Consider the following 26025-nt stretch of genomic DNA (forward strand, 5'->3'; position numbering starts at 1 on the left):
TCGACTTCCATGACGGGGACGCGATTGACGAGCGCCATCTCCTGGGCGGTACGTCCAGCCGCCATGGCCTGGGCCGTGCGCCTGCGGTCGCGCCTAGCCCAGAAGGGGTAGCGGCGCCGTGGCGGCTTGGGGGCGAGGCGATCGGTCCAGTCTATGGGGCCCACTGTACAAGGAATATAGTCCTTATACAACAGATCTCATGCGCTGCCCGCTATCCGCCCCACCCATCGCCCCCAAGGTCCAGGAGGCGGTGCCTCCTGGTCGCCGAAGGCTTCTTCCTCCGTGCTCGCCTGGGGCTATTGCCGTGTCCAGCCGACATAGGAACTGACATTGTCGCGGGTGACGAGTTTGGGCGGCAGCAGGACGACCTGGGTCTCGGGCTTCTTGCCGTCCATGATCTGCTTGCCGATCTCAACTGCCTGTCCTGCCATGGTATAGGGATCCTGGCTGGCGGAGGCCTCGATCAGGTTTCCTTTCTCCTTGAGGGCGACGACGATGTCGGGCGCGCCATCGACCGAGGTGATGAAGAAGTCGTGACGGCCGAGCTGGCGGGCGGCGAGGTCGGAGCCGATCGCCTGGGGATCGTTGATGGTGAAGACCGCCTGGACGTCATCGAAAGCGGTGAGCAAGCCGGTCATGACCTGGAGACCGCCCTCGCGCGAGCCCTGGCCATTTTGGTTGTCGGAGAGGATCTTGATGCCTTTTTCCTTGTCCAGGACCTCATGGCAGCCTTTGACGCGATCGACCACGGCCGAGACGGGGTTGCTGTTTTGAATGATGACGTTGCCTTTGCCCTTCAGCTTGTCGACGATGTACTGACAGGACTGGGCGCCGGCCATGACATTGTCGGTCATGACGGTGCCATCGGCACCCTTGGCGGCGGCATCGACGGCCATGACGACGATGCCTGCCGCCTGGGCGCGCTTCACGGCGGGCTCGATCGCGTCGGGATCGACGGCATTGAGGACGATCAAATCGACGCCTGACGCGATGAAATTGTCGATCTGGGTGAACTGCTTGTTGAGGTCGTAATCGGCCGAGACGGCGGTGACGGTGGCCTTGCCGCCGGCGATCTTCCTGGCCGCGGCCTCGGTGCCCTTGACGATCTGGACGAAGTAGGGATTGCCCAGGCTCCCGACCGAGACGCCGATCGAGGTTAGATCCTTGGCCTCAGCCGCGAGTGGCACGCCGCCTCCCACGAGTGCGCAGGCCATCGCCGCGTTCAAGATAGAACGTTTCATTGTCGACCTCCCTTGATCGCCGCATCCTGAGTTGGCGGCGTTGATTATCAGGCCGAGAGAATGCGGCCCCCGCCATCCTGTCAACTGTCGCCGGCCCGGCTATGATCGCGTCCCAAAGGGTGGAAGGCGGGAGGCCGGCCGCGAATGACGGAGAAAGCCTATGCGATCGGGCTCGATTTCGGCTCGGAATCGGCTCGAGGCGTGCTCCTCGACCTGAAAACCGGCCAGATCGCGCACCGCGCCATGCATGCCTATCGCCACGGCATCATGAGCGAGCGCCTGCCCGATGGCTCGCGTCTTGGCCCGGCCTGGGCCCTTCAATGCGCGAGCGACTATGTCGAGGCGGCCCAGATCCTGCTGGAAGCCCTGGGCTCGGGCCGGCAGATCATCGGCATTGGCATCGACTTCACCGCCTCCTCGCCCTTGCCGGCGAGGCTGGACGGCACGCCGCTTTCAGACCTCCATCCCGAGCGGCCGCATGCCTATGTGAAGCTCTGGAAGCATCGCGCCGCTCAATTTCATGCCGATGCGATCAATGCCAGGGGCGGTGATTTCCTCCGGGATTGCGGCGGCCGTGTCTCGGCGGAATGGCTCCTGCCCAAGGCCGCTCAGCTTGCGGCCGAGGATCCCGATCTCTGGGACATGACCGAGCGTTTCATCGAGGCTGGCGACTGGCTGGTCTGGCAACTCACCGGGCAGGAGGGGCGCAGCCTCTCCTTTGCCACCTTCAAGGCGCAGTATCACGAAGGGGAGGGGTATCCAGTGCATGTCGTGCCGGGGCTGGCGGACCGGCTGGCACCCCCCTTGCCGATCGGTCAGGCGGTGGGCGGCCTGACCGCCGCCTGGCGCCAACGCACGGGTCTGAGGGGCCCCTGCCTGGTGGCCGCCGCCGTCATCGATTCGCATGTGGTCATGCCGGCCGTGGGGGCGACTAGGCCAGGCACGCTCGTGGGGGCACTCGGCACCTCGGCCGCCTTTCTTCTCCTGGACCGCGAGCCCCGCCCGCTGCCGCACGGCATCGAGGGCATGGCCAAGGACGGCATGCTGCCGGGCTTCTTTGCCTACGAGTCCGGCATGGCGGCCTTCGGCGACACGCTTGCCTGGTTCGTCCGCCATTTCCCCAAAGGCGGCTCCACCGCCGACGCCTTCATCGCCCATGGCGAGGCGGCGGCGGCCCTGCCGCCCGGCGGCAGCGGTCTCGTGGCGCTGGACTGGTGGGCCGGATGTCGCGTGCCGCACGCCGATTCCCGCCTCTCCGGTCTTCTCCTTGGCCTCACGCTCCAGACCGGGCCGGCGGAGATCTACCGTGCCCTCATGGAGGCACTGGCCTTCGGCGCGCGCACCATTCGTGACGCGCTCCAGGATGGCGGCGTGCCCGTCGGCCGCATCGTGCTCACGAGCGGGCTGGCCGGCCGTAATCCCTTCCTCATGCAGCTCATGGCGGACGTGCTGGCAGCGCCCGTTCACGTGCCTGATCTGGTCGAGGCGACGGCGCTCGCGGCCGCGATCCACGGTGCCGTGGCGGGCGGCGTCGTCGAGGATTTCGCCGCCGCCGCCGACCGCTTCGGCGCCACCCGCTTTGCGACCTACGAACCAAACGAGGCGGCCTCGTCTGTCTATGGCGATCTCTTCGCCCATTACCGGACACTCAGCGGCGACTCGTCACTTCGCGCCATCATGCACAGCCTGGCGCCGGGCTGAGCCTGGCCCGGGACCGGCCGGGGGCTCAGTCCTGGAGGAAGGGGTTGCTCTTGCGCTCGGCGCCGATCGTCGATCCATGGCCGTGGCCGGGGATGAAGCCAATGTCGTCGGGGAGGGGAAGGAGCTTGGTGCGGATCGCCTGGATCAGCGCCTCGTGGTCGCCATAGGCGAAGTCCGTCCGTCCGACCGAGCCCTTGAAGAGGACGTCGCCGACCAGCGCCAGCTTCAGCTCGGTGGCGAGATAGACGAGGCTGCCCGGCGTGTGGCCCGGGCAGTGGAGCACGGCGAACGGCCGGCCGCCGATCGTTACCGTGTCGCCTTCCTTCAGCCAGCGATCCGGCGTCACCGGTGCCGCCTCGGTGATGCCGAACTTCGCCCCTGACTGGGCGAGGTCGTCCAAAAGAAAGCGGTCCCGCTCGTCCGGGCCCAGGATCGGAACGGGGTGCCCGCTCCTTGCCACCAGCCGCTCGCGCAGCACCGTGGCACCGGCCGCGTGGTCGACATGGCCGTGCGTGAGGAGGATTTGCTCGACATCCAGGCCCTGGCCGCCCGTCGCCTCCATCAGCTTGTCGACGTCGCCGCCCGGGTCGACCACGGTTGCGAGCTTGTTCGTCTCGTCCCACCAGATCGTGCAGTTCTGCCGGATCGACGTGACCTGCACCATCATGCCCTTGAACTCGCCCATCCGGCCCTCGCCCTATCAATCCTTGCATGTCCAGGGCTTCTTATGGGCCGCCAGAGCCGTCGTTGCCACCGCCGGCTTCGTCTTATGGACGCCAAGAGCGCCATTTCGGGCGGCCCCGCCATGCGTTATGATCCAGTTCGCGTCCGGCCGAATCACGGCACCGGGGATCAGCCATGAAGGTGACGTGGTGCTGGCAGGCCATCCGATCGCAGCTTGGAGGGCCCGCCCGTGAGCGAGGTCCAGGCAGTCCAGGTGCGGGGCGCGCTCGATGCCCGCGCCATGTCGTGGCTGCTCCTCCTTTGCATGGCCTGGGGCGCGCAGCAGGTCGTCATCAAGCTGGCGCTGCCGACCGTGCCGCCGCTCTGGCAGATCTCGCTCCGCTCGCTTATTCCAGCCTTCCTGATCATCGCCTGGGCGCGCCTGCGGGGCGAAAACGTGCTCGTGCCGGACAAGAGCCTGAAGGGGGGCCTCGTCCTTGGCCTCGTCTTCACGATCGAGTTTTTACTGGTCTACCAGGGCACGGCGCGGACGACCGCGTCGCGTTCGGTCATGTTCTTCTACACGGCCCCGTTCTTCGTCTCGCTCGGCGCCCATTTCACCATCCCGGCCGAGCGGCTCTCGCGCCGCCAGGCAGGCGGCCTCCTTTTGGCCTTCGCAGGGGTCCTAGTCGCCGTCGGCGATGGCCTGCGCCTGCCGCAATGGCACGAGATCCTGGGCGATCTCATGGTCCTCATGGGGGCGGCGCTCTGGGCCGTGACCACGCTGATGTCGCGCCTGACGGCCCTGCGTTTCGCAACGCCCGCGAGGCTCGTCTTCTACCAGATGGCCGTCTCCGCCATCCTCTCGCCGCTCTCGGCCCTCGCCGCCGGCCAGCCCTTGCCGCTCGACATGGACCTCAAAGCCGCCCTCTCGATCCTCTACCAGTCGGTCGGCGTCTCCTTCGTCACCTACATCGTCTGGTTCTGGCTGGTCAGGCATTACCCGGCCTCCAGGCTTTCCTCCTTCACTTTCCTCACCCCCGTGCTCGGCATGGCCGCCAGCGCGCTCGTCCTGGGCGAGCCCCTGACTCCGCTCCTCCTCCTGGCGCTGGCCCTGATCTGCGGCGGCATCTACCTCGTCAATCGTCGCGGTCCCGGCGAGGCCGAGGCGACGCCGCGCCTCTTGCGCGGGCGCTAGGTCAGTTTTTCAGCACCCAGTCCTGGAAGAGGGCGAGGTCGATATTGCCGCCGCTGAGCGGCAGCCCGACGCGACGGCCCCGCATGGCCTCCCGCTCCTGCAGGAGGGCCGCCAGGGGGGCTGCCCCGGCACCCTCGGCCAGATTATGCGTATCCGTCCAGTAGGCGCGAATGGCAGCCGCGATCTCGTCGTCGGAGACAGTGACGATCCGTGCGGCACCCTTAGCGATCATGGCCAGCGCGTCCGCGTCGGGAACCCTGGTCGCCAGCCCGTCGGCCTGGGTGTCGGCGCGCTCGATTGTGACCGGGCGGCCGGCTTCCAACGATAGCGCATAGGTGGGCGCACCCTTGGCCTGCACGCCGATTATCTCGGTTTTGAGCCCCAGAAGATCGCGGGCCTGGATGGCACCGCAAATGCTGGAGCCCTGGCCGATCGGCACGTAGAGGGCGTCGAGCGGCGGGGCGCCGCGAAAGAGCTCCAGCGCCCAGGTAGCCACACCCAGGACCAGGTCCGGGTGGAAGGAAGGGGCAAAGAAGCGGCCCTCGACCTCGGCCAGGCGCCTTGCCTCGGCGCGCGCCGCATCGAAATCCTGGCCATGCTCGATCAGCCGCGCACCGAAAGCGCGCATGGCGGCGTTCTTCTCGCGGCTATTCCCCTCGGGGACGACGATCGTGACGTCGATGCCGTGCCTTGCCCCGGCAAAGGCCAGCGACTGGCCATGATTGCCGCGTGTCGCCGAGATCAGCCCGTTTGGCGCCAAACCCTGCTCGGCGAGACGACGCACATGAACGATGCCGCCCCTGACCTTGAAGGCGCCGGTCGGTGTCTGGTTCTCGTGCTTGACCCAGACCTCGGCCGCCGTCCGGGCGCAGAGCAGCGGCCAGCTATAGGCGGCCGTTGCCGCGAAGACCTCGTGGACCTCCGCTGCCGCCGCTTCCAGCTCAACGAGCGAGAACATCGCAATCCCTTCCTCACAGGCCTGGGTCCGCATGCTTGCAGCCCTGGGCTTGAACGATGCGGCGATCGCGTCGATCTCGCGATCCGGCCAACTGACGCGCCGGCGTCCAAGCTTTCACCGCTCGGCCGGATCGGGCCGGTTGGGTGGACAATTCGCATGCGATGCCAGCATCGCCGGATTATGGGGGCGCCGTGGGAAGAGTCCACGCCCCTGGCGAGGATGAGCAAGGATCAAAGGACAGCCATGCTCGATGTCCACATCGTCGCTCGCAGTCCTCAGCCGCCATGTGGACGCCGTCGTCCTGGCAGCCTTGGATCAGCTGATTAGCGAGGCGGCCGACGCTGACACGGTCACGATCAATCCGCTGGCCTTCGCCAAGGCGCCTGCCTCGCCGTTCCCTTGAACGAACGGATTACTTCGGCCAGACGGTAAACACCGCCGCGCGCGTTCAGGGATCGGCCGGCACGGAAGCCTCGTGACGGCAACGATCGCCGAGGATCAGGCGACGAGGCAGATGATCGCGGCCGCAGTCTTCACCATCTCAGTGCGGCGCTCAAAGGCATCGAGGGCAAAACGTCGATCTACGAAATTTCCTAGCCAGCCCCCGGTGGAGCGGCCGCCTCTGCCCGTCGCTTGAATAGCCGCCGCGCCGCGGTCCCGCTGCTTGGTCCCGGTAATACGGACTCGCTGGATGGACGTTGCCGGCCGACTCACTCGTAGCTGGGCTCGGCGTTGATTCCTTGTGCTCAGCCCGTTGCCGGCTGGGCCTGGATGAACGCGGCCAGGGCCACATCGAAGCCCTCGCGCTGCTCGATATTGGCCAGATGGGCAGCTTCGAGTTCGATCAGGTAGGCGCCCTGGATGGCCTCGGCGATGGCACGGCCGGCCTCCGGTGGCGTGCCCTTGTCGTGGGTTCCGACGATGACCGCGGTCGTGGTGGCGATATTGGGTAATGCCGCCAGCAGATCCATGTCGCGCACCGCAGCACAGGTGGCGACATAGCCCTCGGGATCGCAGGCGCGCAGCATGGCATCGATGCGGGCCACCGCATCGGGCTCCCGCTCCTTGAAGCCTGGCGTGAACCAGTTGGCCATGACCGCGTCGGCTATGGCGTCGATGCCGAGGTCGCGCACCTTCGCAATCCGCTCGTCATAGACGGCAGGGTTGGCCGTCCGGGCGGCGGTATTGGCCAGGATCAGCGCATTCAGGCGCTCTGGCGCATGCAGAGCCAGCCACATACCGATCATGCCGCCGATCGAGATGCCGCAAAACGCCACCGACTTCAGCTCCAGGGCATCCAGAAGGCAGAGCACGTCCTTGCCCAGCCGCTCGATCGAATAGGGACCCGGGGCGATCTCGGAAGCGCCATGGCCCCGCATGTCATAGCGCAGCACTCCGTGCGTCTCGAGAAGGGCCGGCATCTGATCGTCGAAAAGGGCGTGAGTGGTGCCGAGCGCCGCTGAAAGGAGGATGACGGGGCCATCTTCCGCCCCCTCGAACTTGTAGGCGAGCCGCTGGCCGTCATCGAGCGTGATCGTCTGCATGTCCTTGACCTTCCAAAACGACGACTTGCCTGAAGATGGCAGTCCTTGGCCCCTTGGCCAAGCACATGGCGGCGGGGCCGGATCTTGCGCCCTCTTCGGGCGTTGTCCCCCGCGAGTGAAATGGGTTGCGTCAGGCGGTCGGGATCACGATCTCTACCCTAGACAGGAGGCCAGTATGAGCGGCACGGACATGGTGATCGCCGCATCGGCGGACGCCCTTAACGACAATCTCCCGGCGGAGCTTCCCTTCGGACTGCCGCTGGCGGCCCTGGAGGAACTGACCCATGCGCGTCATGTGCTGGAGCAGGATTCGCTGACGACCAGGCTTTCGGCCGCGGTCGGTCAGCCGATCGACGCGATCAAGCGCCGCCTGCCGACCAAGTTGCAGTCGCTGATCGACGAGTCGCTCCGCCGCGTCCTCTCGCGCGCGCTCAAGACCGTCCTTAGTCACGAGCCGACCCGCAGCCTGCCCATGGTGCGCGCCGACTGGCTGCATCGCGGCCTGGCGGCGGCCAGCGGGGCGGCGGGCGGCGCTTTCGGCCTCGGCGGTACGCTGGTCGAGCTGCCGGTCTCGACCTCGTTGCTGCTGCGCCAGATCGCGGCCGAGGCCGTCGCCAATGGCGAGGACCCGACCGACCCCGTGACGGGCATCGAATGCCTGAAGGTCTTCGCCTTCGGCAGCCATGACGAGCCCGCCGATGGCGGCGAGACCGGCTATTTCGCCACCCGCATCGCCCTTGCCCGCCTCATCCCCAACATGAGCACAGCCATGCTGCCGAGCTTCGTGGGCGCGATCACGGCGCGCTTTACCCAGCCCGTTCTTCTCAAGCTCGCCACCCAGGCGGCACCCGTCGTCGGTGCCGCCGCCGGGGCAGGGATCAATCTCGTCTTTCTCGAGCATTTCCGCCGCGTCGCCCGCGCGCATTTCACCGTCCGTCGCCTGGAGCGGGAATATGGCGCCGAGAATGTTCGACTTGCCTATGAGGCGGCGCGCCCGTCCCAGGGCTGAACGAGCGTCTGCAAGGACCGCTCGGCCCCAAGGAACGTCGGATCGGGCAGCCGGCCCGTTTCCATGAGATGCATGAAGGCGATGAGCTCGGCCTTGCGGTTCATGCCCGAGGCGGCAATCGCCCGTCCCCCCTTGATGTAGTAGGCGATGAAATCCTGCCGGTCCGGGTCGCCCTTCAGGATCAGGCGCTCATAGCCGGCCGGCCTGCCGACGGCGTCCAGACCCTGGCCCGCGATATTGCTCCAGAAGAAAGGCGGCTTTTGGAAGGGGGCCAGGTGGCCCATCATGTTGAGGCCCGCCTGCATGCCCTGCTGGCAGGCTGCGCGCCAGTGCTCGACCCTGGCCGGCGCGTGGTCCAGAGGATCAGGATAGGCCGCGATGTCGCCCGCCGCATAGACGCTGTCGCCGATCGCCAGATAAGCGTCCGTGCGCACGCCGCGATCGGCCTCCAGCCTTGCCCCCACCAGCATGTCGGTGGCGGGCACGGCGCCCGCGGCCATGAGGACGTGACTGGCCTCCAGCAGCCGCCCGTCATCCAGCCGTACGCCGCGTACGGCCGTCTGTCCCTCGAGCGCCACGACTCTCGCCCCCCGCTCGACGCGCACGCCGCGGCTTTCCACCAGCCGCAGCACGGCACCCGCCACGTCCGGCCCCAGCCGGTCGGCCAAGGGTGCGGCCTCGGCCGAAAGGATCGTCACCGCGATGCCACGGCGCCCGAGAAAGACGGAGGCCTCGACCGCGATGAAGCCGCCGCCGACGATGACAAGCCTTGCCTGTCCAGCCGCCAGCCTCGCCAATTGCCGGGCATCGGCCAGGCTGCGAAGGGTGAGGACACCAGCTAGATCCACGCCCGGGATGGCTGGCATGCGCGGCCGGCTGCCTGTTGCCACCAAGAGCGCGTCGGCCTCGAAATGACGGCCGTCCGCGAGTGTGACCCGCCGGGAGCCGATATCGATCCGCTCGGCTTGGCCCTCGACGTAGCTGAGGCCATAGCGCTCATAAAAGCCCTGGCCTTCCAGCCAGACGGCCGAGTCCGGCAGCGGCCCCGCGATAAAATCCTTGCTCAGGCTGGGACGATCATAGGGGGGGTCCGCTTCCTGCCCGATCATCAAGATCTCGCCAACAAAGCCGCGCCGGCGCATGGTTGTGGCAGCGGCGGTGGCAGCGGCACCGCTGCCGACGATGAGAAAGCGAGTATTGGCGGCCGAGGGATCGAGCGTACCGACCGCGTCGGTGCCACGCTTCATCTTCTCCAGCCGGGCGATCGCCCGGCCATGCTCCTGTCGGACGGGATAGCGATCGAGGCCATGGAGTGCCGGCGGGTCGATCAGCCGGCCGTCCGTCATCGCGAAGCTGGCTTTGTGGAACGGGCAATAGAGCCGCCCGTCGCAGAGACTGGCCGCGTCCAGGGGCAGGCCGTAATGCGGGCAGGTGGCCTGGAACGCTGCCACACCTTTTGGGGTGCGCACGAACAGGGCCTTGGCCTTGCCGCTGCCCGCCACGCAGAAACCATCCCGCGGTATCTCGTCGACGGCCACGCTGACCTCGGGGATTTGCGCCTCCTGGATGTCTGGCTGGCTCACCTACGATGCTCCTCCCGTCCGCTGCGAGCCGCAAGCGACTCTGACTGGAAAGTGCCGAAGGCCGTGATCGTTGCATGAGCGGGCTCGAGGTCAAGTGCTGGCCATTTGCCGCACCCCGGCGATTTCGACCGGTGGCAAAACCCGTTAGGAGGGACGGGCACGCGTTGATGAAGGGGCCGAAGGTGGCATACTGGCTGTTCAAATCCGAGCCCGATTCCTTTTCCTTTGCCGATCTGCAGGCCAAGGGCCGAGCGGGCCAGGAATGGGACGGGGTGCGCAACTATCAGGCGCGCAATAATATGCGCGCCATGCGGATTGGCGATCAGGGCTTCTTTTATCATTCCAATATCGGCAAGGAGATCGTCGGCCTTGTCGAGGTCAAGGCGCTGGCGCATCCGGATTCGACCAGCGAGGATCCGCGCTGGGAATGCGTCGACCTTCGCGCGCTCCGCCCCCTTCCCAGGCCCGTCAGCCTGGCCGAGGTGAAGGCCGAGCCCCGCCTCAGTCAGATGTCGCTCGTGACCTCGATGCGTCTTTCGGTCCAGCCCGTTACCGACGCGGAATGGAAACTGGTATGCGCCATGGGCGGCCTCGAGCCCTGACGCGGTCCATGGCGCTCGATCATCGCCGCTTCGTCAGGGAGCATTGCTCCATCGGCCGGCCCGGCAGCCTGCCGGAGCTATTGCTCTACATGGCAGGCGATGCCGACCGGCTTTGGCGGATGACGAGTGCCGAGCGCGCCGACCAGGCGGTCGACCTGCCCTTTTGGGCCTTTCCCTGGATCGGCGGCCAGGGCCTCGGCCGCTGGCTGCTCGACAACAAAGCCGAGGTCGCCGGCCGGCGGGTATTGGACCTGGGGGCGGGCTCGGGCCTGGTCGCGATCGCGGCACTCCTTGCCGGGGCCAGGGCCGCAATCGGCGCTGACATCGATCCCTTCGCCATCGCCGCCATGGAATTGAATGCGGCCTTGAACGACGTCTGCCTCGAGGCCCGGGCAGGCGACCTGCTGGCCCTGCCGCCGCCCTCCGTGGATCTCGTCCTCGTGGGTGATCTTTTCTATGAGGCGACGATGGCGCGGCGTCTGCTGCCCTGGCTCCAGGAATGCCATAATCGCGCGATTCGCGTTCTCGTAGGCGATCCGCAAAGGCCGTATCTGCCCAGCGGCCAGTTCCGTCGCATTTCAACCCTGGAGATCGAGGCTGCCGCCGAGCTCGAGGACCGGGCAATCAAATCTGTCGGTGTTTTCGAGCTGCATGTGACCGATGCAGGGAAGAAAGCCGACTGAAATCGCGCAAAATGGCTGACTCCGCGCGTGAGTTCGTCTATAGCCAAGCTGCGACAATCAATTTTGCGTGAGTCTCAGCGGGGCCGAGCAAGGAAGTTCGTGAGTTTTTCTCAATTAAAGATTTTGTTCTTTTCACGCGAGGCACTTGTTTTCCATGCTGAGCATGGCTGTCGGAATTTCTGAAAGTTAACGCGGTGTTGAGGCCGCGCTGTCTATTGTAGGACGATATTCTTTTGGTGTTCGGGGCCGGCGGCGTGGCGGCCCTGCGATGAATAAGGATGGGCGTCGCCGGCATCTGATCGCCGCATCGACCCTGACGAGGTGATGATGATGAGACACACGGCCGGGATCATGCAGCATGTGCAGCCGACGGCGCTGGAGCTGGCCATCAAGAGGTGCGGCAAGGCGTTTGGCACGGTGCTGGCGTTCAGCCTGGCGATCAACATCCTCATGCTGGCCTCGCCTCTCTATATGCTGCAGGTCTATGACCGCGTCATTCCGACGGGCCATCTAGATACGCTCTTCCTTTTGACGCTGATGGGTGGCGTCGCTCTTTTGATCCTGGGCCTCGTCGATTATTGCCGCAACGTCGTCCTGGCCAGGGTCGGCCGCTGGTTTAACGCCGCCGTCTCGCCGATTCTTTTCGAATCGGCCATGCGTTCGCGGCTGCAGGGCGATGCCAGTGGCGCGCAGCCGATCCGCGATCTCACCCAGGTGCAAAGCTTCCTCGGCAGCCAGGGGTTGGTCGTCTTCTTTGACGCCCCCTGGGTTCCCGTCTTTCTCATCCTGATCTGGCTGCTCCATCCCTGGCTTGGGGCGGTGGCGCTCTGCGCAGCGATCGTCCTTTTGGCCATCAGCCTTTTCAACGAGTGGGTGATGCGCAAGCCGCTGGCCGCCTCCAGCAAGGCCTCGCTGCGCTCCACGCTGCAGGCCGACCTCGCCATCCGCAACGCCGAAGTTGTCCAGGCCATGGGCATGCTGCCGGCTCTGCAGGAGCGCTGGCGCGCGGCCAGCGAGAGCGGCCTCGATGCCAATCAATCGGCGGCGGAACGCAGTGCCGCCATCATGGGCTTTACCAAGTTCTTCCGCTTCTTCGTGCAGATGTTGATCCTGGGCGTCGGCGCCATGCTGGTCCTCGAAGGTCAGCTGAGTTCGGGCGGCATGGTTGCAAGCTCGATCCTGCTGGGTCGCGCCTTGGCCCCCGTCGAGCAGGCCATGGGCGCCTGGCGCAGCTTCACCTCGGCCAAGCTCGCTTATGTCCGCTTGCGTGACCGCCTGCGCGCCTTTCCGCCCGAGCAGGCCAAGACGAGCCTGCCGGCACCGGTCGGCAGGCTTTCGGTCGACAATCTTACCTTCGTGCCGCCGCGCAGCGACCGACCGGCTGTCCAGGGCCTGACCTTTGCCGTCGAGCCCGGCGAGATGCTGGCCGTCATCGGCCCGTCGGCTGCCGGCAAGAGCAGCCTTTGCCGTCTCCTGGTCGGCGCGACCGAGCCTTCGGCCGGCAAGGTCCGTCTGGACGGTTCGGAGCTCAAGCATTGGGATCGGGTCGAGCTCGGCGCCTATATCGGCTACCTGCCGCAGGACGTCGAGCTCTTCCCCGGTACGGTGCGCGAGAACATTGCGCGCATGACCGAAGGCGACGACGCCGCTGTGGTCGCCGCCGCCACCCTCGCCAATGCGCATGAGATGATCCAGCAATTGCCGCTCGGCTACGACACGCCGATTGGCGACACGGGATCGAGCCTGTCGGGCGGCCAGCGCCAGCGCGTGGGCCTGGCCCGCGCCGTCTATGGCGATGCGCGCCTCGTGGTGCTCGACGAGCCTAATGCCAACCTGGACCAGGCGGGGGAGGTGGCGCTGGCCGAGGCGATCGTCAAGCTGAAGCGACGCAAGGTATCCATCGTCATCGTCGGCCACCGTGTCTCCACCGTCCTCCAGGCCGACAAGATCCTCGTTTTGCAAAATGGCCGGATGGAGTTGTTCGGGCCGCGCGACGAGGTCCTGAAAAAATTGCGCGGCACGCAGACCGAGACGCGGCCGGGGCAGCAACCGCCATCCCGTCCGCTCGAGGTCGCCGAGGGCGGCCAGGATGCGCCGGCTGGAGATACACCGGCGGCCACGCGTCAGCAGAACAAGGGGTAAGGTAGAGTCGGATGGCAACGTCGAACATCACCGCCGGCAACGCCGCCCTGCCGAGCCCGGCCGCGCGCCTGCCGCTCAGCCGCCGACCGCACATGGACAGGCCCCATAATTTCGTCAGCGCCGCTCTCCTGGGGTGGGGCGCCATCATTCTCTTTTTCGCCTGTTTCATCGGTTTCGGCGTCCTGGCCCCCCTGGCGGGCGGTGCCACGGCACCCGGCATTATCAGCCCGGAGGGCAGCCGCCGGACCGTCCAGCATCTCGAGGGCGGCATCATCAACGAGATCCTCGTTCACGACGGCGACCAGGTCAGGGCCGGACAGCCTTTGATGATCCTGGCCGAGACCCAGTCGCTGGCCAACGTCAACATGCTACGCAGCCAGGAGGAAGCGCTTCTGGCCACCCAAGTGCGCCTCCAGGCCGAACAGACCGGCGCTGATAGCGTGATCTTTCCTGCCCGCCTGCAGCAGAGCTCCGATCCAGGAACCAAGGAGATCATGAAGGCGCAAGTCACCCTCTTCCAGACGCGGCGCGGCACGCTTGCCGCCAAGAAGGAAATCTTGCAGCAGCGAATCAACCAGCTTGGCGAGCAGATCGACGGCTTGAAGGCGCAAATCGCCAGCACGCAGACGCAGCTCAACCTGATCCGCAGCGAGATGGCGACGGTCCAGGACCTCCTGAACAAGGGTCTCGAGCGCAAGACCCGGCTCCTGAGCCTGGAGCGCGAGGAAGCCCGTCTGGACGGTAACCGGGCGGCCTCCGTGGCCGACGTGGCGCGCGCTGAACAGGAAATCGGCGAGACCAAGCTGCAGATCGTGTCGGCCGATGCCGATCACGCCGACGAGGTCGCCAAGCAGATGGACGAGACGCATAACAACCTTGCCCAGGTCCAGGAGAAGCTGCTGGCCGGCCGTGACGTTCTCGCCAGGACCAGCGTCGTCGCTCCGGTCGATGGGCGGGTCGTCAATCAGCGCTTCAAGACGACGGGCGGTGTCGTGCGTCCAGGCGAGCCCATCCTCGACATTGTTCCCAGCAACGAGGATCTCGTCATCGATGCCCGCGTGGCGCCGACCGACATCGATATCGTGCGTGCCAATCAGAAGGCGAAGGTCCATCTCTCCGCCTTCTCACAGCGCTACATGCCGCAGATCGAGGGCACGGTTGAAACCGTCTCCGCCGACCGTATCGTCGACCAGCAGCCGCAGCCTGGCGGCGACAACAAGGGCTATTATCTGGCCCGCGTGAAGGTGGATCGCGACTATCTCCATCGCATCCTGCCCGGCGTCGAGCTTCTTCCCGGCATGCCGGCCGACGTCCTCATCGTCAGCGAGGAACGCACGCTCTGGGACTATCTGACCAAGCCCTTCAGCGATGTCCTCCGCCACGCCCTCCACGAAGTCTGAGCCGTCACCTGCCCGGCGCGCGTCGGGCGCCCCCGTTAAGCAAAGCGTCCGTCATCTCCGCTCGTTGATGGACGGACGGGCCGGGTGAGGGAGCAAGCCTCGGCATGCGCCGCGCTTGGGAGGGGCGGATATGCGAGTTCCTCGGCGGCAGCCGATCTCCGGGTGTCTCCGCCGACCGAACACAACCATCCGATCGGCGGAGACACCCACCCGGCAATGGTGATGCCATCAGCGTTGTTGTCTTGCCTGCACGGCACGACAACAGCTGATTCCACGGTGATGGCGAGCGCCGCGATCAGCAAGCTGTCGGCGTTATTGCCTTGACGGTATGCATTTGTCGCAGGGCCTTTTCGCAGATTGCCACTGGATCAGTCCGACAAATCCCCTTATTTACTGCAGTGCAGCAGGGCAGCCTCTGGGGCTCTGCTGGTGGCGACGAGGATTTGTCCGATGTCGCTTCTCACCGGGTGCAACACCCGGTGCAGATCTGAGGGTTTTCCCCTCCGATCACCCAGACGTTAGCCTCCCTGATCTACTTGGCCGGGTTTCGACCCGGCTTTTTTTTGCTCGACGGCTGGAAGCAGCTCAGCGGACCAGTTTATGCGCCGAGCCGACCGGCCAAGTCAAGGGATGCTGCATTGCAGCAATCCGTTTTTGCGGGGGCTCGCCGCTGGAATACGCCGCCAGCATTACACTGATACGATCTTGAGCGTCGCAGCCTGATCGTCATCCATCGGTCACCGCCCTGTCACCATCGGCTGTCACTCCAAGGCCCGTCCAGCCGATGGCAGGAGATGGCGATGTTGATTCTTGAATCCCTGGGGAAGCAGTTCGACGGTCGGGCGGCGGTCGACCGCGTAACCCTGCGTGTCGCGCGTGGGCAGATGCTTGGCGTGATCGGCCGCTCGGGTGCCGGCAAGTCGACGCTCCTGCGCATGATCAATCGTCTGGTCGACCCGACGAGCGGGCTGATCCGCCACGACGACCGTCTGGTGAGCGCATTGAAGGGACGCGAGTTGATGCGCTGGCGGGCCGCCTGCGCGATGATCTTCCAGCAATTCAATCTGGTGGGCCGCCTGGACGTCGTCACCAACGTCATGCTGGGTAGGCTCAACCGTCACGGGTTCCTGGGCTCGATGGCCGGCGCCTTCTCGGCCGCGGAGCGTGCCGTCGCCCTCCAGGCTCTCGATCGGCTGGGCATCGCCCAGACAGCATTGCAGCGCGCCGAAACGCTCTCGGGCGGCCAGCAGCAGCGGGTCGCCATCGCCCGCGCTCTCCTTCAAGAGCCGGAAATTCTTCTGGCCGACGAGCCGATCGCCTCTTTAGACCCACGCAGCTCCAAGCTCGTCATGGATGCGTTGCGGCGGATCAATCGCGACGACAAGATCACCGTTATCGTCAATCTACACGATCTCGACATAGCGCGTGCCTATTGCGACCGGATCGTCGGCTTGGCGAACGGGTCGGTCGTCTTCAACGGGGCGCCCGAGGATCTCGACAGCCAGGCGCTCGAAACGATCTACGGCCATGATGTCGAGACCGGCTCGCTCCTGGACGAGCCTCGCCGGCCTACTGACTTCAGGGTCTGGGCCGCCGCCTGAGGCTCAGGCGCTAAGGCAACCCTCATCCCATAATCAAACCCATCGGATTCCGCTCATGTCGATCTTCGGGCAAGCCCTTCGCGCCGCCTGCGCCACGGCGCTTCTTCTCTCCACCACTGCGGCCGACGCCCAGGATTGGAAAGCCCGGATCCCGGTGATCCGCATCGGCATCCTGGGCGGCGAGAACGCCGCTGACCGGCTGACGAACTATGCCTGCTGGAAGGACAAGCTCGAGGCGCATTTCAACGTCCCGGTCGAGCTTTTCCCGGCTGCTGACTATGCGGGCGTCATCCAAGGCCTGCTGGCGGGCCAGCTCGACATCGCCAATGCCTTCTCGCCCAATTCCTATGCCAGTATCGTCTCGCAGGATCCGGATGCGGTGGAGGCGGTTGCGACCCAAAGGCAGACGGATGGCAGCCTCGGCTACTATTCGGTCATCATCGCCCGCAAGGATAGCGGCTTGAAAACCGTGGCCGATCTCAAGGGCAAGACGCTTGCCTTCGCCGACCCCAACTCGACCAGCGGCTATCTCTATCCTTCCTTCGAGCTGAAGGCGCAGGGGTACGATCCCGCCACCTTCTTCGCCAAGACGGGCTTCGCCGGCGGCCATGAACAGGGCGTCGTCGCCGTTCTCAACAAGCAGTACGACGCTGCCGCCACCTGGAGTTCCGCGATCGGCGACGAAAGCAAGGGCTACTCCAGCGGAAACCTCGCCAAGATGGTGCAAAAAGGCGCCCTCAATATGAAGGACATCGTCATTCTCTGGAAGTCGAGCCTGATCCCGAACGGACCGGAGCTGGTGCGCAAGGCGCTACCGGCCGATTTCAAGGCTGAATATGCCAAGGTGCTCTTCGACCTGCCCAAGTCCGACAAGACGTGCTTCGACGCCATCGAGGGCGGCGATTTCGCCGACTTCGCGCCGATCCCGGCTGGCTTCTACGACACGGTCATCAGGATGCGGCAGGAGCAGGACGCAGGCCGTCGCAAGAGCTGACAGCCGCGCCGTCTTTTCGTCTCAGTGCCAGAGGGAGCCCGCCAAGGCTCCCTTTTGCCATTCCGACCTTTCAAGTCCGAGGCCCCTCCATGGCCAGCCAGCCGCCCGTCCTGCCCGCCACCTCTAGCCAGTCCCTCTCCCTCTTCGAGCGCCAGCTCAAGGCGCAGCGGCGCGACAAGCGGTTGAGCACGCTCGTCTCCCTTGGCCTCTTCCTGATCGTGCTCGCATGGTCGATCGAGGTCTCGGGCTTCGCTCCCTCAGTCCTGCTGGCCGGCCTGCCGCGCTTTGGCGAGTATATCCACCTCACCTTGCCGACGCTGAGCCTCGAGAATCTCCTGGCCAACACCGACACCAAGGGGTCGATCCCCTATTGGTTCTTCAACTTTCGCCATTACGTGGTCCTCCTTTTCCAGACCATCAACATGGCGATCCTGGCCACGCTCGTCAGTTTCGTCCTGGGTGCCGCCTTGAGCTTTCCCGCCAGCCGCAACCTCGCCCCCAATCGGCTGACCTACCTGCTGGCCCGCCGTGGCCTCGAGATCGCCCGTTCCGTGCCCGATCTTGTCTGGGCGCTCCTCTTCGTCTGGGCCTTCGGCATCGGTCCCCTGGCCGGCATCGTCGCCATCATCGTCCATTCGACGGGGGCTCTCGGCAAACTCTTCTCCGAGATCAACGAGAATATCCCGATGAGCCCGCTCGAGGGCATTCGCGCCACCGGCGCCTCCTGGTTTCAGGAGATGCGCTATGCCGTGCTGCCTCAGGTCATGCCGCTCTTCCTCTCCAACGTCCTCTGGCGCTTCGAGAGCAATATCCGCCAGTCCTCGGTGATCGGCTTCGTCGGCGGCGGCGGCATCGGCGAAGAGCTCTACCTCGTCATCGTCCGCAATTATTACGAGGAGGTGAGCGCGCTCGTCCTGCTGATCGTCCTTACGGTCACTTGCATCGACCTCCTCTCGGCGCATGTTCGCCACGGCCTCATCGGCAAGGAGCGCCTCGCATGAGCGCCTCGCCCATGGCCACGATCGATCCCGCCACCCGCGACCTCGCTGCTGTGCTGGCCGCCTATCCCGAGGTCTTCAAGCAAGCCAAGCTCCGCCGCCGGCAGCGCACGGCCATCCTCCTCGTCATCGCGGCCTACCTGCTCTTTGCCGCCTGGTTCTTCGACATCACGCCCTACCGCCTGTTTGGCGGCCTCGGCAACATGGGGATCGTCATCCGCTCGATGGTGGTCTGGAAGAACGTTGCGACCTGGGATTATGCGAGCCTTTTCCAAGGTATGATTGAAACGATCGCCATGGCCTTTCTCGGCACGCTCTTGGCTTCGCTCCTGGCCTTTCCCTTCACGTTCCTGGCGGCTCGCAACATCGTCAAGCCGGTCCTGCCGCGCCACGCCGCGCGACGATTCCTCGACCTCATGCGCGGCGTCGACCAACTCGTCTGGGCCCTCGTCTTCGTCCGCGCGGTGGGTCTAGGACCTCTGGCCGGCGTTCTTGCCCTGATCGCCAGCTCGATCGGTGATCTGGGCAAGGTCTATTCAGAGAGCGTCGAGGATATCGACCAGAAGCCGATCGAGGGTGTTCGCTCGACAGGCGCCTCCCGCGCCCAGGAGCTCCGCTTCGGCCTCCTGCCGCAGGTCCTCCCCGTCCTCCTGTCGCAGACCCTTTACATGTTCGAGCATAATGTCCGCTCGGCCACCGTCCTTGGCATCGTCGGCGCCGGCGGGATCGGCCTGCAGCTGTCCGAGCGCATTCGCGTGCAATACTGGGATCAGGCCTGCTTCATCATCATCCTGATCGTCGTCACGGTCGCGCTGATCGACCTGTTCGCCGCCTTCGTTCGTCACCGCTTCATCGGCAAGCCCGTGGCTGCCCGGTTCTAGGGCTTGCCGACCGCACTATGCCGGCGCCGTGATCAGCACCTTGGACTGTCAAGGCAGCGCCGACCCGGTCGACAACCGGCGGCCGGACCGGAGGCTTGACGGTGCATTTCCGCGGCGATCTAGTGGCGGACAATAACAACCATAACGGAGGCTGGCGGCCCTTCGGCCCCCGGAAGCTAGGCATGCTCAAGAGCATTCATCCCTTGATAGGTCCGGAGCTGTTGCACGCGCTGGCGGCCATGGGCCACGGCGACGAGATCGTTCTGGTCGACGCAAATTTCCCAGCGACCTCGGTCGCTTCGGAGACCGTCCTTGGCCAGCCTTTGCGGCTGGACGGCGTCGACGTCGTCGAGGCCGCCCGGATTGTCCTCTCGCTCCTGCCGCTCGATGCCTTCGTCGACGACCCGGCCGTCGTCATGCAGGTGGTCGGCGACGCGACAGCCGTTCCCGAGGTCGTGGCCCTGCTGCAAAAAATCGTCGAGGAGGCGCATGGCCAGGCCCTGCCACTCAAGGCGATCGAGCGCTTCGATTTCTACGCCCGCGCCAAGCAGGCCTTTGCCGTGGTGGCCACCAGCGAGCGCCGCCTCTATGGCAATATCATTCTGAAAAAGGGCGTGATCCCGCCGCCTTGACGCGACCCTGGCGGCCGCATGGCGCCTTGGCAGAGTACGCGCTGCTCGTCGCGCATTGACGCGGTGCGACGGGAGCGCTCTAGTCCTCCTTAGACGAAGACCAATGAAGAGCCGAGAATTCGGCCGGCACCTCAGGGAGGGTGTGCAACATGACAGGAGTGGGTGTCGCAAGACGCTGCGTGCTCGCGGCGGCCTGTGTCTTGATGCTGGGCGCCGTTCCGGCCCTTGCCGAAACGATCCCGGTCATCGTCAAGGACACGACGTCGCAATACTGGCAGGTCGTGCTGGCGGGTGCCCGCCAGGCGGGCAAGGATCTGGGCGTCAGCGTGCCGGAGATGGGCGCCCAAAGCGAGGCCGACATCGCTGGCCAGATAACGGCGCTTGAGAATGCCGTCGCTTCCAATCCGACAGCGATTGTCATCGCCCCCACCCAGTTCGCCGCCCTGGGCGCGCCCATCACCGATGCCGCCCAGTCGGTCAAGATCATCGGCATCGACAGCGGTGCCGACACGGACGCCTTCACCTCGTTCCTGACCACGGACAACGAGGCCGGCGGCAAGGCCGCGGCCAGGGCCCTGGCCGCGGCCGTCAAGGCCAGGACCGGCAAGGCCGAAGGGGAGGTGGCCCTGATCACCGCCCTGCCGGGCGTGGGCTCGCTCGACCAGCGCGCCAAGGGCTTCAAGGAAGAACTGGCCGCCTCCTACCCCGGTCTGAAGCTCGTGGCCGACAAGGTGGCCGACGGTCAGCCGACGACGGGGCTCAACATCACGACCGACCTTTTGACAGCCAACCCCAATCTGGTCGGCATCTTCGCCTCCAACCTGCCGATGGCGCAGGGTGCGGGCCAGGCGGTAGCCGAGTCCAAGCCCAAGAATCTGAGCCTGATCGGTTTCGACAGCGACCCCAAGCTGGTCCAGTTCCTCAAAGACGGCGCGCTCGCGGCCCTCGTCGTCCAGGACCCCTATCGCATGGGTTATGAGGGCATCAGGACGGCGCTGGCGGCGGCCAAGGGCCAAAGCGTGCCCAAGAACGTCGATACCGGGGTCACCGTGATCACCGGCGCCACCATGGATACGCCACGCGCCCAGGAGCTCTTGAACCCGAAGATCAACTGAGCATGCCGGTCCAAGGAACAGGGCCGATGGGTGTGAGCCCGATGCCGGGCGGCCCCGTGCTCGAGCTTCGCGCCGTCGACAAGCGCTTTACCGGTACCTACGCCTTGAAGAAGGTCGACCTGGCCTTCAAGGAGGGCGAGATCCACGCTTTGGTCGGCGAGAACGGTGCCGGCAAGTCGACGATGATCAAGATCCTGACGGGCGCCTATGTGCGCTCGGGGGGGACCATCCTCTGGCGGGGCCAGGAAGTGGCCCTCGACACGCCGCAGGCCGCCCTGGCGCTGGGCATCAACGCCGTCCACCAGGAAGTCGTCCTTTGCCCGCATCTGAGGGTGGCGGCCAACATGTTCCTGGGCGACGAGTCCACCCGGACGGGGCTGCTCCGGGATCGGCTGATGCAGCGTCGCGCCCAGACCGTCCTCGACGAACTGGGCTTTCGCATCGATGCCGGCATGCTCCTGGGCGATCTCACCATCGGTCAGCAGCAGCTCGTGGCGACGGCCAGGGCCGCCATGCGCGGCGCCCGGTTTCTCATCTTCGACGAGCCCACCGCCTACCTCACCCGCGAGGAGACCGATCAGCTCTTCCGCCTGATCCGTCGCCTCCACCAGGATGGCGTGACGATCGTCTATATCAGCCACCGGCTGGAGGAGATCTTCGAGCTGGCGGAGCGGGTCTCCGTCCTGCGCGACGGGGCGCTGGTGGCAACGCGTCTGGTGGCCGAGACATCGACGGCGGAGCTGATCCGCGACATGGTGGCCCGGTCCCTGGCGGAGATCCATTACAAGGAGGAGGTGCCCAAGCGCGACCTGCTGCTTGAGGTCGAGGGGCTCTCCGGTCCGGGCTTCAAGGACGTCTCGCTCACCGTCCATCGCGGCCAGGTCGTCGGGCTCTATGGGCTGATCGGTGCAGGGCGTAGCGAATTCGTCCAGTGCCTGTTCGGCCGCACGCGGCGCACGGCCGGCAAGGCTACCCTCAAGGGCCTGCCCTTCCATGCCCGCACGCCCGCCGAAGCGATCGCCCTGGGCGTGGCCCTGGTGCCCGAGAGCCGGCGCGACCAGGGCCTCTGCCTCAATCTTGGCGTCGGCTTCAACCTCAACCTGACGATCTTCCACCGTCTCAGCCGTCTCGGCATCGTCAGGCGGGCGGCCGAGCGCGCCGCCGCGGCGGAGCGCATGTCGGACATGCACATCGTCGCCGCCGGGCAGGGGGCGAGAGCTGCCACGCTCTCGGGCGGCAACCAGCAAAAGATCGTCATCGGCAAATGGCTGAGCCACGGTGCCGATCTCTACATCTTCGACGAGCCCACCGTCGGCGTCGACGTCGGCACGAAGCTCGAGATCTACAAGATCTTCGCCAGGCTCCTGCGCGAGGGGGCGGGCATCATTCTGATCTCCTCCTACCTTCCCGAGGTCCAGGATCTGGCCGACGAACTGCTCGTCTTCAATCGCGGCAGGCTGAAGTCCCGCCATCCGGCCCGCGCCGTCGGGCCCGAAACGGTGCTCAAGGAGGCCATTGGTGTCTGAATCCACGGCAACGGGCGCGCTGGCCGGCCGCAAACTCAAATTTGGCTTTCTCCTCAACCTTACCCTTCTAGGGCTCCTCGTCCTCCTCTGGGTGATCTTGGGTTTCGCAACCGAGAATTTCGCGACCTATACCAACATCACGAACCTTCTGCGCCAGGCCTCGCTCTGGGCGATCATCGCGATCGGCCAGACCTTCGTCATCATCACGGCCGGGATCGATCTTTCGGTGGGCGCCGTAGTCGGCCTGGCCAGCACGGTCGTGGCCCTGCTCCTGGTCCAGGGCTGGCCGATTTGGGCCGCCTGCCTCGTCACCCTGCTCATGGGCGTGCTGATCGGCGTGGCGCACGGCTTTGCCATCGTGCAGATGCGCCTGCCGCCCTTCATCACGACACTGGCGACGCTGACGGCATTGCGGGGCATAGGGCTCTTGATGACCAGCGGCCAGACCATTGCCGGCCTGCCTTCAAGCTTCAGCGCCTTCTCGCGCGAATCCTTCCTGGCCGTTCCCAATCTTTTCTGGATGGTGCTGCTGGTGGCTGCCCCCTGCTATCTCCTTTTGCACCATAGTCGCCTTGGCCGTCATCTCTTCGCCGTCGGCAGCAATCGCGAGGCAGCACGCTTGTCCGGCGTCAGTGTCGGCCGCACCATCTATCTGGCCTATATCGTCTCGGCCGGCCTCGCGGCACTGGCCGGCATCCTTACCGCCTCGCGCATCGGCATCGGCGTCGCCACCACGGGCGAGGGCTGGGAATTGCAGAGCGTCGCCTCTTCGGTGATCGGCGGCGCCAGCCTCTTTGGCGCGGTCGGCAGCGTCATTGGCCCGCTGCTTGGCGCCATCCTGCTGACAACGATCAATAACGGCGCCAATCTCCTGAACGTGAATCCGTTCTGGCAGCGGATTATCACGGGCGGCCTGATCGTCATCATTGTCTATTTCGACCAGCTGCGTCGTCGCGGGCGCTAGGCGCTGGTCGTGCATCCGCGATGACGCCAGCCGCGAGGCCGGCGCGTTCATTCCGGGCTTAAATTTTGCCGAGTCTCGATCTGGCCACGGACGACGCCCGCGCCCCGCTCTGCCGGGGCGCTCCCCTTAAGCGAAGACGAAGCGCGCACAACAGTGAACGCGCGCACAAAAGCCAAAAGGGGCGCGGATGCACCCCTTCCATTGCCGGTCAGCCTCAAGTCGCGCTTTAAGCTGGCAGTTGACCGATCAGAGAGCCTGAACAATGTCCGTCCGGGAAACCCGGCGGCATCGCGACCCTCTATCCTCGATCCTAGAGTTCGTCGCGCTCGGCGCGCTTGCGCAGCAGCTTGCGATAGCGACGAACGGCTTCCGCCTTCTCGCGGGCGCGACGCTCGGACGGCTTTTCATAGTGCCGGCGCATGCGCATCTCGCGATAAAGCCCCTCGCGCTGCATCTTCTTCTTGAGTGCGCGCAGAGCTTGATCGACATTATTGTCGCGAACCTGAACCTCGATGATGGGACGGCCCTCCGTTGGTCCCGTGCCATCGACTTCCATCATTGAGTCTGACAACAGGACGACAAAACCCATGCCCTCTTTATGAGGGCCTGCTGGCGGCTCTATAGCATATTTTGGCCGGGCGGCAATGGCGCAGACACCGGCCGCCGCGCAACGAGGCTCGATGGAGGGCGCATGAGCATCCGTGAACTGACCTTGATGGGCAACCCCGTCCTCCTTGAGGTAGCCCAGCCGATCACCGACCTTGACGACCCTGAGCTGCAGATCCTCATCGACGACATGGTGGCCACCATGGAGGAAGCGGCCGGTATCGGCATTGCCGCGCCCCAGGTAGGCCAGAGCCGACGCCTCATCGTCGCCCTGCCGATCCAGGATCGCAACGAGGAGCGGGAGCCGCCCATGATCCTGCTCAATCCCGTTCTCGAACCCCTGGACGACGAGATGGTGGACGGGCTGGAGGGCTGCCTCTCGATCCCGGGCCTGCGCGGTATCGTCCCACGGCATCGCAGGGTGCGCTACCGGGCCCTCGATCGCACGGGCGAGCCAATCGAGGGGATCGCTGAGGACCTGTTCGCCCGCATCCTGCAGCACGAGGTCGATCATCTGGACGGTATTCTCTTTACGATGCGAATGACCGACCTCCGTCTCCTGGCCATGCAGTCGGAGGCGCACTATTTGGCAAGAAGTGAGGCCGATTCCGAGGCCCCTGAAGACGACGAGGAGGAGGCTGGTCCGTCCGCATGAGCGACACGACCGCATTCGACGCCACCACCGAGGCGGCTCCCGATCCGATGCTGCGCCGCATCGCCGACAAGGATGCCGTCCTGGAGGCCGCCTTTACGAACGCCGCCTTCGACGGCTGGTCCTTGAAGACGCTCGAGCGTTCGACGCAGGAGGCGGGGCTCGACAAGATGCACGCGACCCGCCTCTTCCCGCGTGGCACCCACGACCTTCTGGATTGGATCGACGATTGGGCCGACCGCCGCATGCTCGAGGCGGTGCCCGAGACCACGCTCCTCCGGGTCGGGATCAGGCGCCGCGTGGAACTGCTGATCGATGCCAGGCTCGATGTCCTGGGGCCGCACCAGGAAGGCCTGAGGCGGGCGCTCCTGACGCGCGGCCTGCCGCACAATGCCTTGGGCAGCCTGCGCAGCCTCTGGCGGACGGCGGACCGCATCTGGGATGCCGTCGGTGTCGACGAGGATCAGAGGAGCCTCAGCCACTATTCCCGCCGCGCGACGCTGGCGGCCCTGCTGGTCTCGATCATGCTCTACTGGTTCGAGGATCACTCGCCGCAGCATGTCGAGACGCGCGCCTTTGTCCGCCGTCGCCTGGACGACGTGTTGCGGCTCGGTAAAAGAGCCGGCTCGGCGCGGCAGATCCTGGATCGGCTGCCCCGTCTCCGTCCGCGCCTGAACACCCTGGTCGAGCGCTCGGGCTTCCACCCCGTTCGTCCCGGACACGGGCCGAAGCGTCCGACACGCGAGGTCTGAGCGGGCGCTAGAACGCCGCCGCCGCCCTGCTCGCCACGTAGGTCCTGATGTCGGCGGGCCAGTCGGCGATCTCCGCCTGGAACTTCAGGCGGTCGCCGGCATAGAGAGCGCGCAGCGCCTCCTCGTAACCCGGTCGGTCGCCCGCCAGGGCGGACATTAGCCGGTAGGCTCGATCCCTGGCCTGTCGCTTGTGGTCGGCCTCCTCGTTGGCATGCCTTGCCTGGTCGACCAGCTTGCGCAATGCCACCGAGGCGCCCCCGGGCTGCTGCGCCAGCCATTCCCAGTGGCGGGGCAGGAGGGTCACCTCGCGGGCGACCACGCCGAGCCGAGGCCGGCCTGGCCCCCGCCGCTCCGACGGGGCGCCGTCCTCCCGGGCCAGCCAGGCAAGGCGTTGCCATTCCACGATTTCGCTCGTGGCATCGGCGAAGATCAGGATCTGCGCGTCGTTGCCGGCCAAGGTTTCGAGGGCTTCCATCGTCGCCGCGGCCGTGCCTCGCGCCACGAGGCGGTCGCCGTCGAACGCCACGTAGCTTCTTTCGTCTAGGCTCTCATTCATGCGGGCTGCTTCCCTGCTTCCCAG

The 26025-nt window shown here is 65.8% G+C and carries 26 protein-coding genes; 18 read left to right on the forward strand and 8 right to left on the reverse strand.

Annotation, left to right across the window (positions count from 1 at the left end; genetic code table 11):
* Positions 1-191: hypothetical protein (locus tag CFB17_RS19505; protein ID WP_207762162.1), on the reverse strand; the 191-nt coding region annotated here is incomplete at its 3' end.
* 105 nt (positions 192-296) lie between these two features.
* Positions 297-1241, reverse strand: a complete 945-nt coding sequence (locus CFB17_RS17265; RefSeq protein ID WP_088562829.1) for an ABC transporter substrate-binding protein — start codon at positions 1239-1241, stop codon at positions 297-299.
* Between the two features lie 144 nt (positions 1242-1385).
* Here CFB17_RS17265 and CFB17_RS17270 point away from each other — a divergent pair, with 144 nt between their 5' ends.
* Positions 1386-2942 (forward strand): ribulokinase, encoded by a 1557-nt coding sequence (locus tag CFB17_RS17270; protein ID WP_088562830.1) that lies wholly within the window; start codon positions 1386-1388, stop codon positions 2940-2942.
* Between the two features lie 25 nt (positions 2943-2967).
* Here the strand turns inward: CFB17_RS17270 and CFB17_RS17275 are convergent, their stop codons facing one another.
* Positions 2968-3627, reverse strand: coding sequence for an MBL fold metallo-hydrolase (locus tag CFB17_RS17275; RefSeq protein WP_088562831.1), 660 nt, complete (start codon positions 3625-3627; stop codon positions 2968-2970).
* Positions 3628-3855: 228 nt separating this feature from the next.
* Here CFB17_RS17275 and CFB17_RS17285 point away from each other — a divergent pair, with 228 nt between their 5' ends.
* Complete coding sequence (locus CFB17_RS17285; RefSeq protein WP_133063949.1) at positions 3856-4803, forward strand: DMT family transporter; 948 nt, start codon at positions 3856-3858, stop codon at positions 4801-4803.
* 1 nt (position 4804) lies between these two features.
* On the opposite strand, the gene CFB17_RS17290 is transcribed toward CFB17_RS17285, so the two are convergent.
* Positions 4805-5761: a threonine dehydratase gene (locus CFB17_RS17290; RefSeq protein WP_088562834.1), complete on the reverse strand. Its 957-nt coding sequence runs from the start codon at positions 5759-5761 to the stop codon at positions 4805-4807.
* 250 nt (positions 5762-6011) lie between these two features.
* Between CFB17_RS17290 and CFB17_RS19345 the strand changes: the two genes are divergently transcribed.
* Positions 6012-6164: a hypothetical protein gene (locus CFB17_RS19345; RefSeq protein WP_165769686.1), complete on the forward strand. Its 153-nt coding sequence runs from the start codon at positions 6012-6014 to the stop codon at positions 6162-6164.
* Positions 6165-6507: 343 nt separating this feature from the next.
* Here the strand turns inward: CFB17_RS19345 and pcaD are convergent, their stop codons facing one another.
* Positions 6508-7305, reverse strand: coding sequence for a 3-oxoadipate enol-lactonase (gene pcaD, locus CFB17_RS17300; protein ID WP_088562836.1), 798 nt, complete (start codon positions 7303-7305; stop codon positions 6508-6510).
* 175 nt (positions 7306-7480) lie between these two features.
* On the opposite strand from pcaD, the gene CFB17_RS17305 reads away from it, so the two are divergent.
* Positions 7481-8314, forward strand: coding sequence for an EcsC family protein (locus CFB17_RS17305; protein ID WP_243389930.1), 834 nt, complete (start codon positions 7481-7483; stop codon positions 8312-8314).
* Here CFB17_RS17305 and CFB17_RS17310 read toward each other — a convergent pair.
* Positions 8284-9897: an FAD-dependent oxidoreductase gene (locus tag CFB17_RS17310; RefSeq protein WP_088562837.1), complete on the reverse strand. Its 1614-nt coding sequence runs from the start codon at positions 9895-9897 to the stop codon at positions 8284-8286. The genes CFB17_RS17305 and CFB17_RS17310 overlap by 31 nt on opposite strands.
* A gap of 182 nt (positions 9898-10079) precedes the next feature.
* Here CFB17_RS17310 and CFB17_RS17315 point away from each other — a divergent pair, with 182 nt between their 5' ends.
* The 12 genes from CFB17_RS17315 (at position 10080) to CFB17_RS17370 (ending at position 23435) form a co-directional block, all read left to right on the forward strand.
* The gene (locus CFB17_RS17315) at positions 10080-10499 is read left to right on the forward strand and encodes an EVE domain-containing protein (protein WP_088562895.1); all 420 of its coding nucleotides are present in this window, start codon (positions 10080-10082) and stop codon (positions 10497-10499) included.
* Between the two features lie 8 nt (positions 10500-10507).
* Positions 10508-11182, forward strand: a complete 675-nt coding sequence (locus tag CFB17_RS17320) for a class I SAM-dependent methyltransferase (protein WP_165769687.1) — start codon at positions 10508-10510, stop codon at positions 11180-11182.
* Between the two features lie 327 nt (positions 11183-11509).
* Positions 11510-13324 carry a type I secretion system permease/ATPase gene (locus tag CFB17_RS17325; protein WP_165769688.1) on the forward strand — a complete coding sequence of 605 codons (1815 nt, stop codon included), beginning with the start codon at positions 11510-11512 and terminating at the stop codon, positions 13322-13324.
* An 11-nt stretch (positions 13325-13335) separates the two neighbouring features.
* Entirely contained in the window at positions 13336-14724 is a 1389-nt protein-coding gene (locus CFB17_RS17330; RefSeq protein ID WP_088562840.1) for an HlyD family type I secretion periplasmic adaptor subunit, read from the forward strand.
* A gap of 800 nt (positions 14725-15524) precedes the next feature.
* Entirely contained in the window at positions 15525-16325 is an 801-nt protein-coding gene (gene phnC, locus CFB17_RS17335) for a phosphonate ABC transporter ATP-binding protein (protein ID WP_088562896.1), read from the forward strand.
* Positions 16326-16380: 55 nt separating this feature from the next.
* On the forward strand, positions 16381-17319 hold the full coding sequence (gene phnD / locus CFB17_RS17340) for a phosphonate ABC transporter substrate-binding protein (RefSeq protein ID WP_088562841.1): 939 nt from the start codon (positions 16381-16383) through the stop codon (positions 17317-17319).
* An 89-nt stretch (positions 17320-17408) separates the two neighbouring features.
* Positions 17409-18320: a phosphonate ABC transporter, permease protein PhnE gene (gene phnE, locus CFB17_RS17345; RefSeq protein ID WP_088562842.1), complete on the forward strand. Its 912-nt coding sequence runs from the start codon at positions 17409-17411 to the stop codon at positions 18318-18320.
* Positions 18317-19198: a phosphonate ABC transporter, permease protein PhnE gene (gene phnE / locus CFB17_RS17350; RefSeq protein ID WP_207762164.1), complete on the forward strand. Its 882-nt coding sequence runs from the start codon at positions 18317-18319 to the stop codon at positions 19196-19198. Before phnE (CFB17_RS17345) ends, phnE (CFB17_RS17350) begins: the two co-directional genes overlap by 4 nt.
* A gap of 182 nt (positions 19199-19380) precedes the next feature.
* On the forward strand, positions 19381-19830 hold the full coding sequence (locus CFB17_RS17355) for an RbsD/FucU family protein (protein WP_088562898.1): 450 nt from the start codon (positions 19381-19383) through the stop codon (positions 19828-19830).
* 149 nt (positions 19831-19979) lie between these two features.
* Entirely contained in the window at positions 19980-20945 is a 966-nt protein-coding gene (locus CFB17_RS17360; protein WP_088562843.1) for an ABC transporter substrate-binding protein, read from the forward strand.
* 26 nt (positions 20946-20971) lie between these two features.
* Positions 20972-22471, forward strand: a complete 1500-nt coding sequence (locus CFB17_RS17365) for a sugar ABC transporter ATP-binding protein (RefSeq protein ID WP_207762165.1) — start codon at positions 20972-20974, stop codon at positions 22469-22471.
* Positions 22464-23435, forward strand: coding sequence for an ABC transporter permease (locus CFB17_RS17370; RefSeq protein WP_207762166.1), 972 nt, complete (start codon positions 22464-22466; stop codon positions 23433-23435). The genes CFB17_RS17365 and CFB17_RS17370 overlap by 8 nt, the downstream gene beginning before the upstream one ends.
* A 310-nt stretch (positions 23436-23745) precedes the next feature.
* On the opposite strand, the gene rpsU is transcribed toward CFB17_RS17370, so the two are convergent.
* Complete coding sequence (gene rpsU / locus CFB17_RS17375) at positions 23746-23949, reverse strand: 30S ribosomal protein S21 (protein ID WP_088562900.1); 204 nt, start codon at positions 23947-23949, stop codon at positions 23746-23748.
* 177 nt (positions 23950-24126) lie between these two features.
* Here rpsU and def point away from each other — a divergent pair, with 177 nt between their 5' ends.
* Positions 24127-24696 carry a peptide deformylase gene (gene def, locus CFB17_RS17380; protein WP_088562845.1) on the forward strand — a complete coding sequence of 190 codons (570 nt, stop codon included), beginning with the start codon at positions 24127-24129 and terminating at the stop codon, positions 24694-24696.
* Positions 24693-25445 carry a COQ9 family protein gene (locus CFB17_RS17385; RefSeq protein WP_088562846.1) on the forward strand — a complete coding sequence of 251 codons (753 nt, stop codon included), beginning with the start codon at positions 24693-24695 and terminating at the stop codon, positions 25443-25445. The genes def and CFB17_RS17385 overlap by 4 nt, the downstream gene beginning before the upstream one ends.
* Positions 25446-25452: 7 nt before the next feature.
* On the opposite strand, the gene CFB17_RS17390 is transcribed toward CFB17_RS17385, so the two are convergent.
* The gene (locus CFB17_RS17390; RefSeq protein ID WP_088562847.1) at positions 25453-26001 is read right to left on the reverse strand and encodes a DUF2239 family protein; all 549 of its coding nucleotides are present in this window, start codon (positions 25999-26001) and stop codon (positions 25453-25455) included.
* Positions 26002-26025: the final 24 nt, after the last annotated feature.

It is taken from the genome of Arboricoccus pini (assembly GCF_900187945.1).
In the GTDB taxonomy this organism is placed as follows: domain Bacteria; phylum Pseudomonadota; class Alphaproteobacteria; order Geminicoccales; family Geminicoccaceae; genus Arboricoccus; species Arboricoccus pini.

Excerpts from the sequence above, each read along its gene's own strand:
- CFB17_RS17290 (WP_088562834.1), bottom strand. The coding sequence starts at position 5,761 with ATGTTCTCGCTCGTTGAGCTGGAAGCGGCGGCAGCGGAGGTCCACGAG.
- CFB17_RS17265 (WP_088562829.1), bottom strand. The coding sequence starts at position 1,241 with ATGAAACGTTCTATCTTGAACGCGGCGATGGCCTGCGCACTCGTGGGA.
- phnE (WP_207762164.1), top strand. The coding sequence starts at position 18,317 with ATGAGCGCCTCGCCCATGGCCACGATCGATCCCGCCACCCGCGACCTC.
- CFB17_RS17355 (WP_088562898.1), top strand. The coding sequence starts at position 19,381 with ATGCTCAAGAGCATTCATCCCTTGATAGGTCCGGAGCTGTTGCACGCG.
- def (WP_088562845.1), top strand. The coding sequence starts at position 24,127 with ATGAGCATCCGTGAACTGACCTTGATGGGCAACCCCGTCCTCCTTGAG.
- CFB17_RS17325 (WP_165769688.1), top strand. The coding sequence starts at position 11,510 with ATGATGAGACACACGGCCGGGATCATGCAGCATGTGCAGCCGACGGCG.
- phnE (WP_088562842.1), top strand. The coding sequence starts at position 17,409 with ATGGCCAGCCAGCCGCCCGTCCTGCCCGCCACCTCTAGCCAGTCCCTC.
- CFB17_RS17330 (WP_088562840.1), top strand. The coding sequence starts at position 13,336 with ATGGCAACGTCGAACATCACCGCCGGCAACGCCGCCCTGCCGAGCCCG.
- CFB17_RS17320 (WP_165769687.1), top strand. The coding sequence starts at position 10,508 with ATGGCGCTCGATCATCGCCGCTTCGTCAGGGAGCATTGCTCCATCGGC.
- CFB17_RS17270 (WP_088562830.1), top strand. The coding sequence starts at position 1,386 with ATGACGGAGAAAGCCTATGCGATCGGGCTCGATTTCGGCTCGGAATCG.
- phnD (WP_088562841.1), top strand. The coding sequence starts at position 16,381 with ATGTCGATCTTCGGGCAAGCCCTTCGCGCCGCCTGCGCCACGGCGCTT.
- CFB17_RS17390 (WP_088562847.1), bottom strand. The coding sequence starts at position 26,001 with ATGAATGAGAGCCTAGACGAAAGAAGCTACGTGGCGTTCGACGGCGAC.
- CFB17_RS17365 (WP_207762165.1), top strand. The coding sequence starts at position 20,972 with ATGGGTGTGAGCCCGATGCCGGGCGGCCCCGTGCTCGAGCTTCGCGCC.
- CFB17_RS17360 (WP_088562843.1), top strand. The coding sequence starts at position 19,980 with ATGACAGGAGTGGGTGTCGCAAGACGCTGCGTGCTCGCGGCGGCCTGT.
- phnC (WP_088562896.1), top strand. The coding sequence starts at position 15,525 with ATGTTGATTCTTGAATCCCTGGGGAAGCAGTTCGACGGTCGGGCGGCG.
- pcaD (WP_088562836.1), bottom strand. The coding sequence starts at position 7,305 with ATGCAGACGATCACGCTCGATGACGGCCAGCGGCTCGCCTACAAGTTC.
- CFB17_RS17305 (WP_243389930.1), top strand. The coding sequence starts at position 7,481 with ATGAGCGGCACGGACATGGTGATCGCCGCATCGGCGGACGCCCTTAAC.
- CFB17_RS17275 (WP_088562831.1), bottom strand. The coding sequence starts at position 3,627 with ATGGGCGAGTTCAAGGGCATGATGGTGCAGGTCACGTCGATCCGGCAG.
- CFB17_RS17385 (WP_088562846.1), top strand. The coding sequence starts at position 24,693 with ATGAGCGACACGACCGCATTCGACGCCACCACCGAGGCGGCTCCCGAT.
- CFB17_RS19345 (WP_165769686.1), top strand. The coding sequence starts at position 6,012 with ATGTCCACATCGTCGCTCGCAGTCCTCAGCCGCCATGTGGACGCCGTC.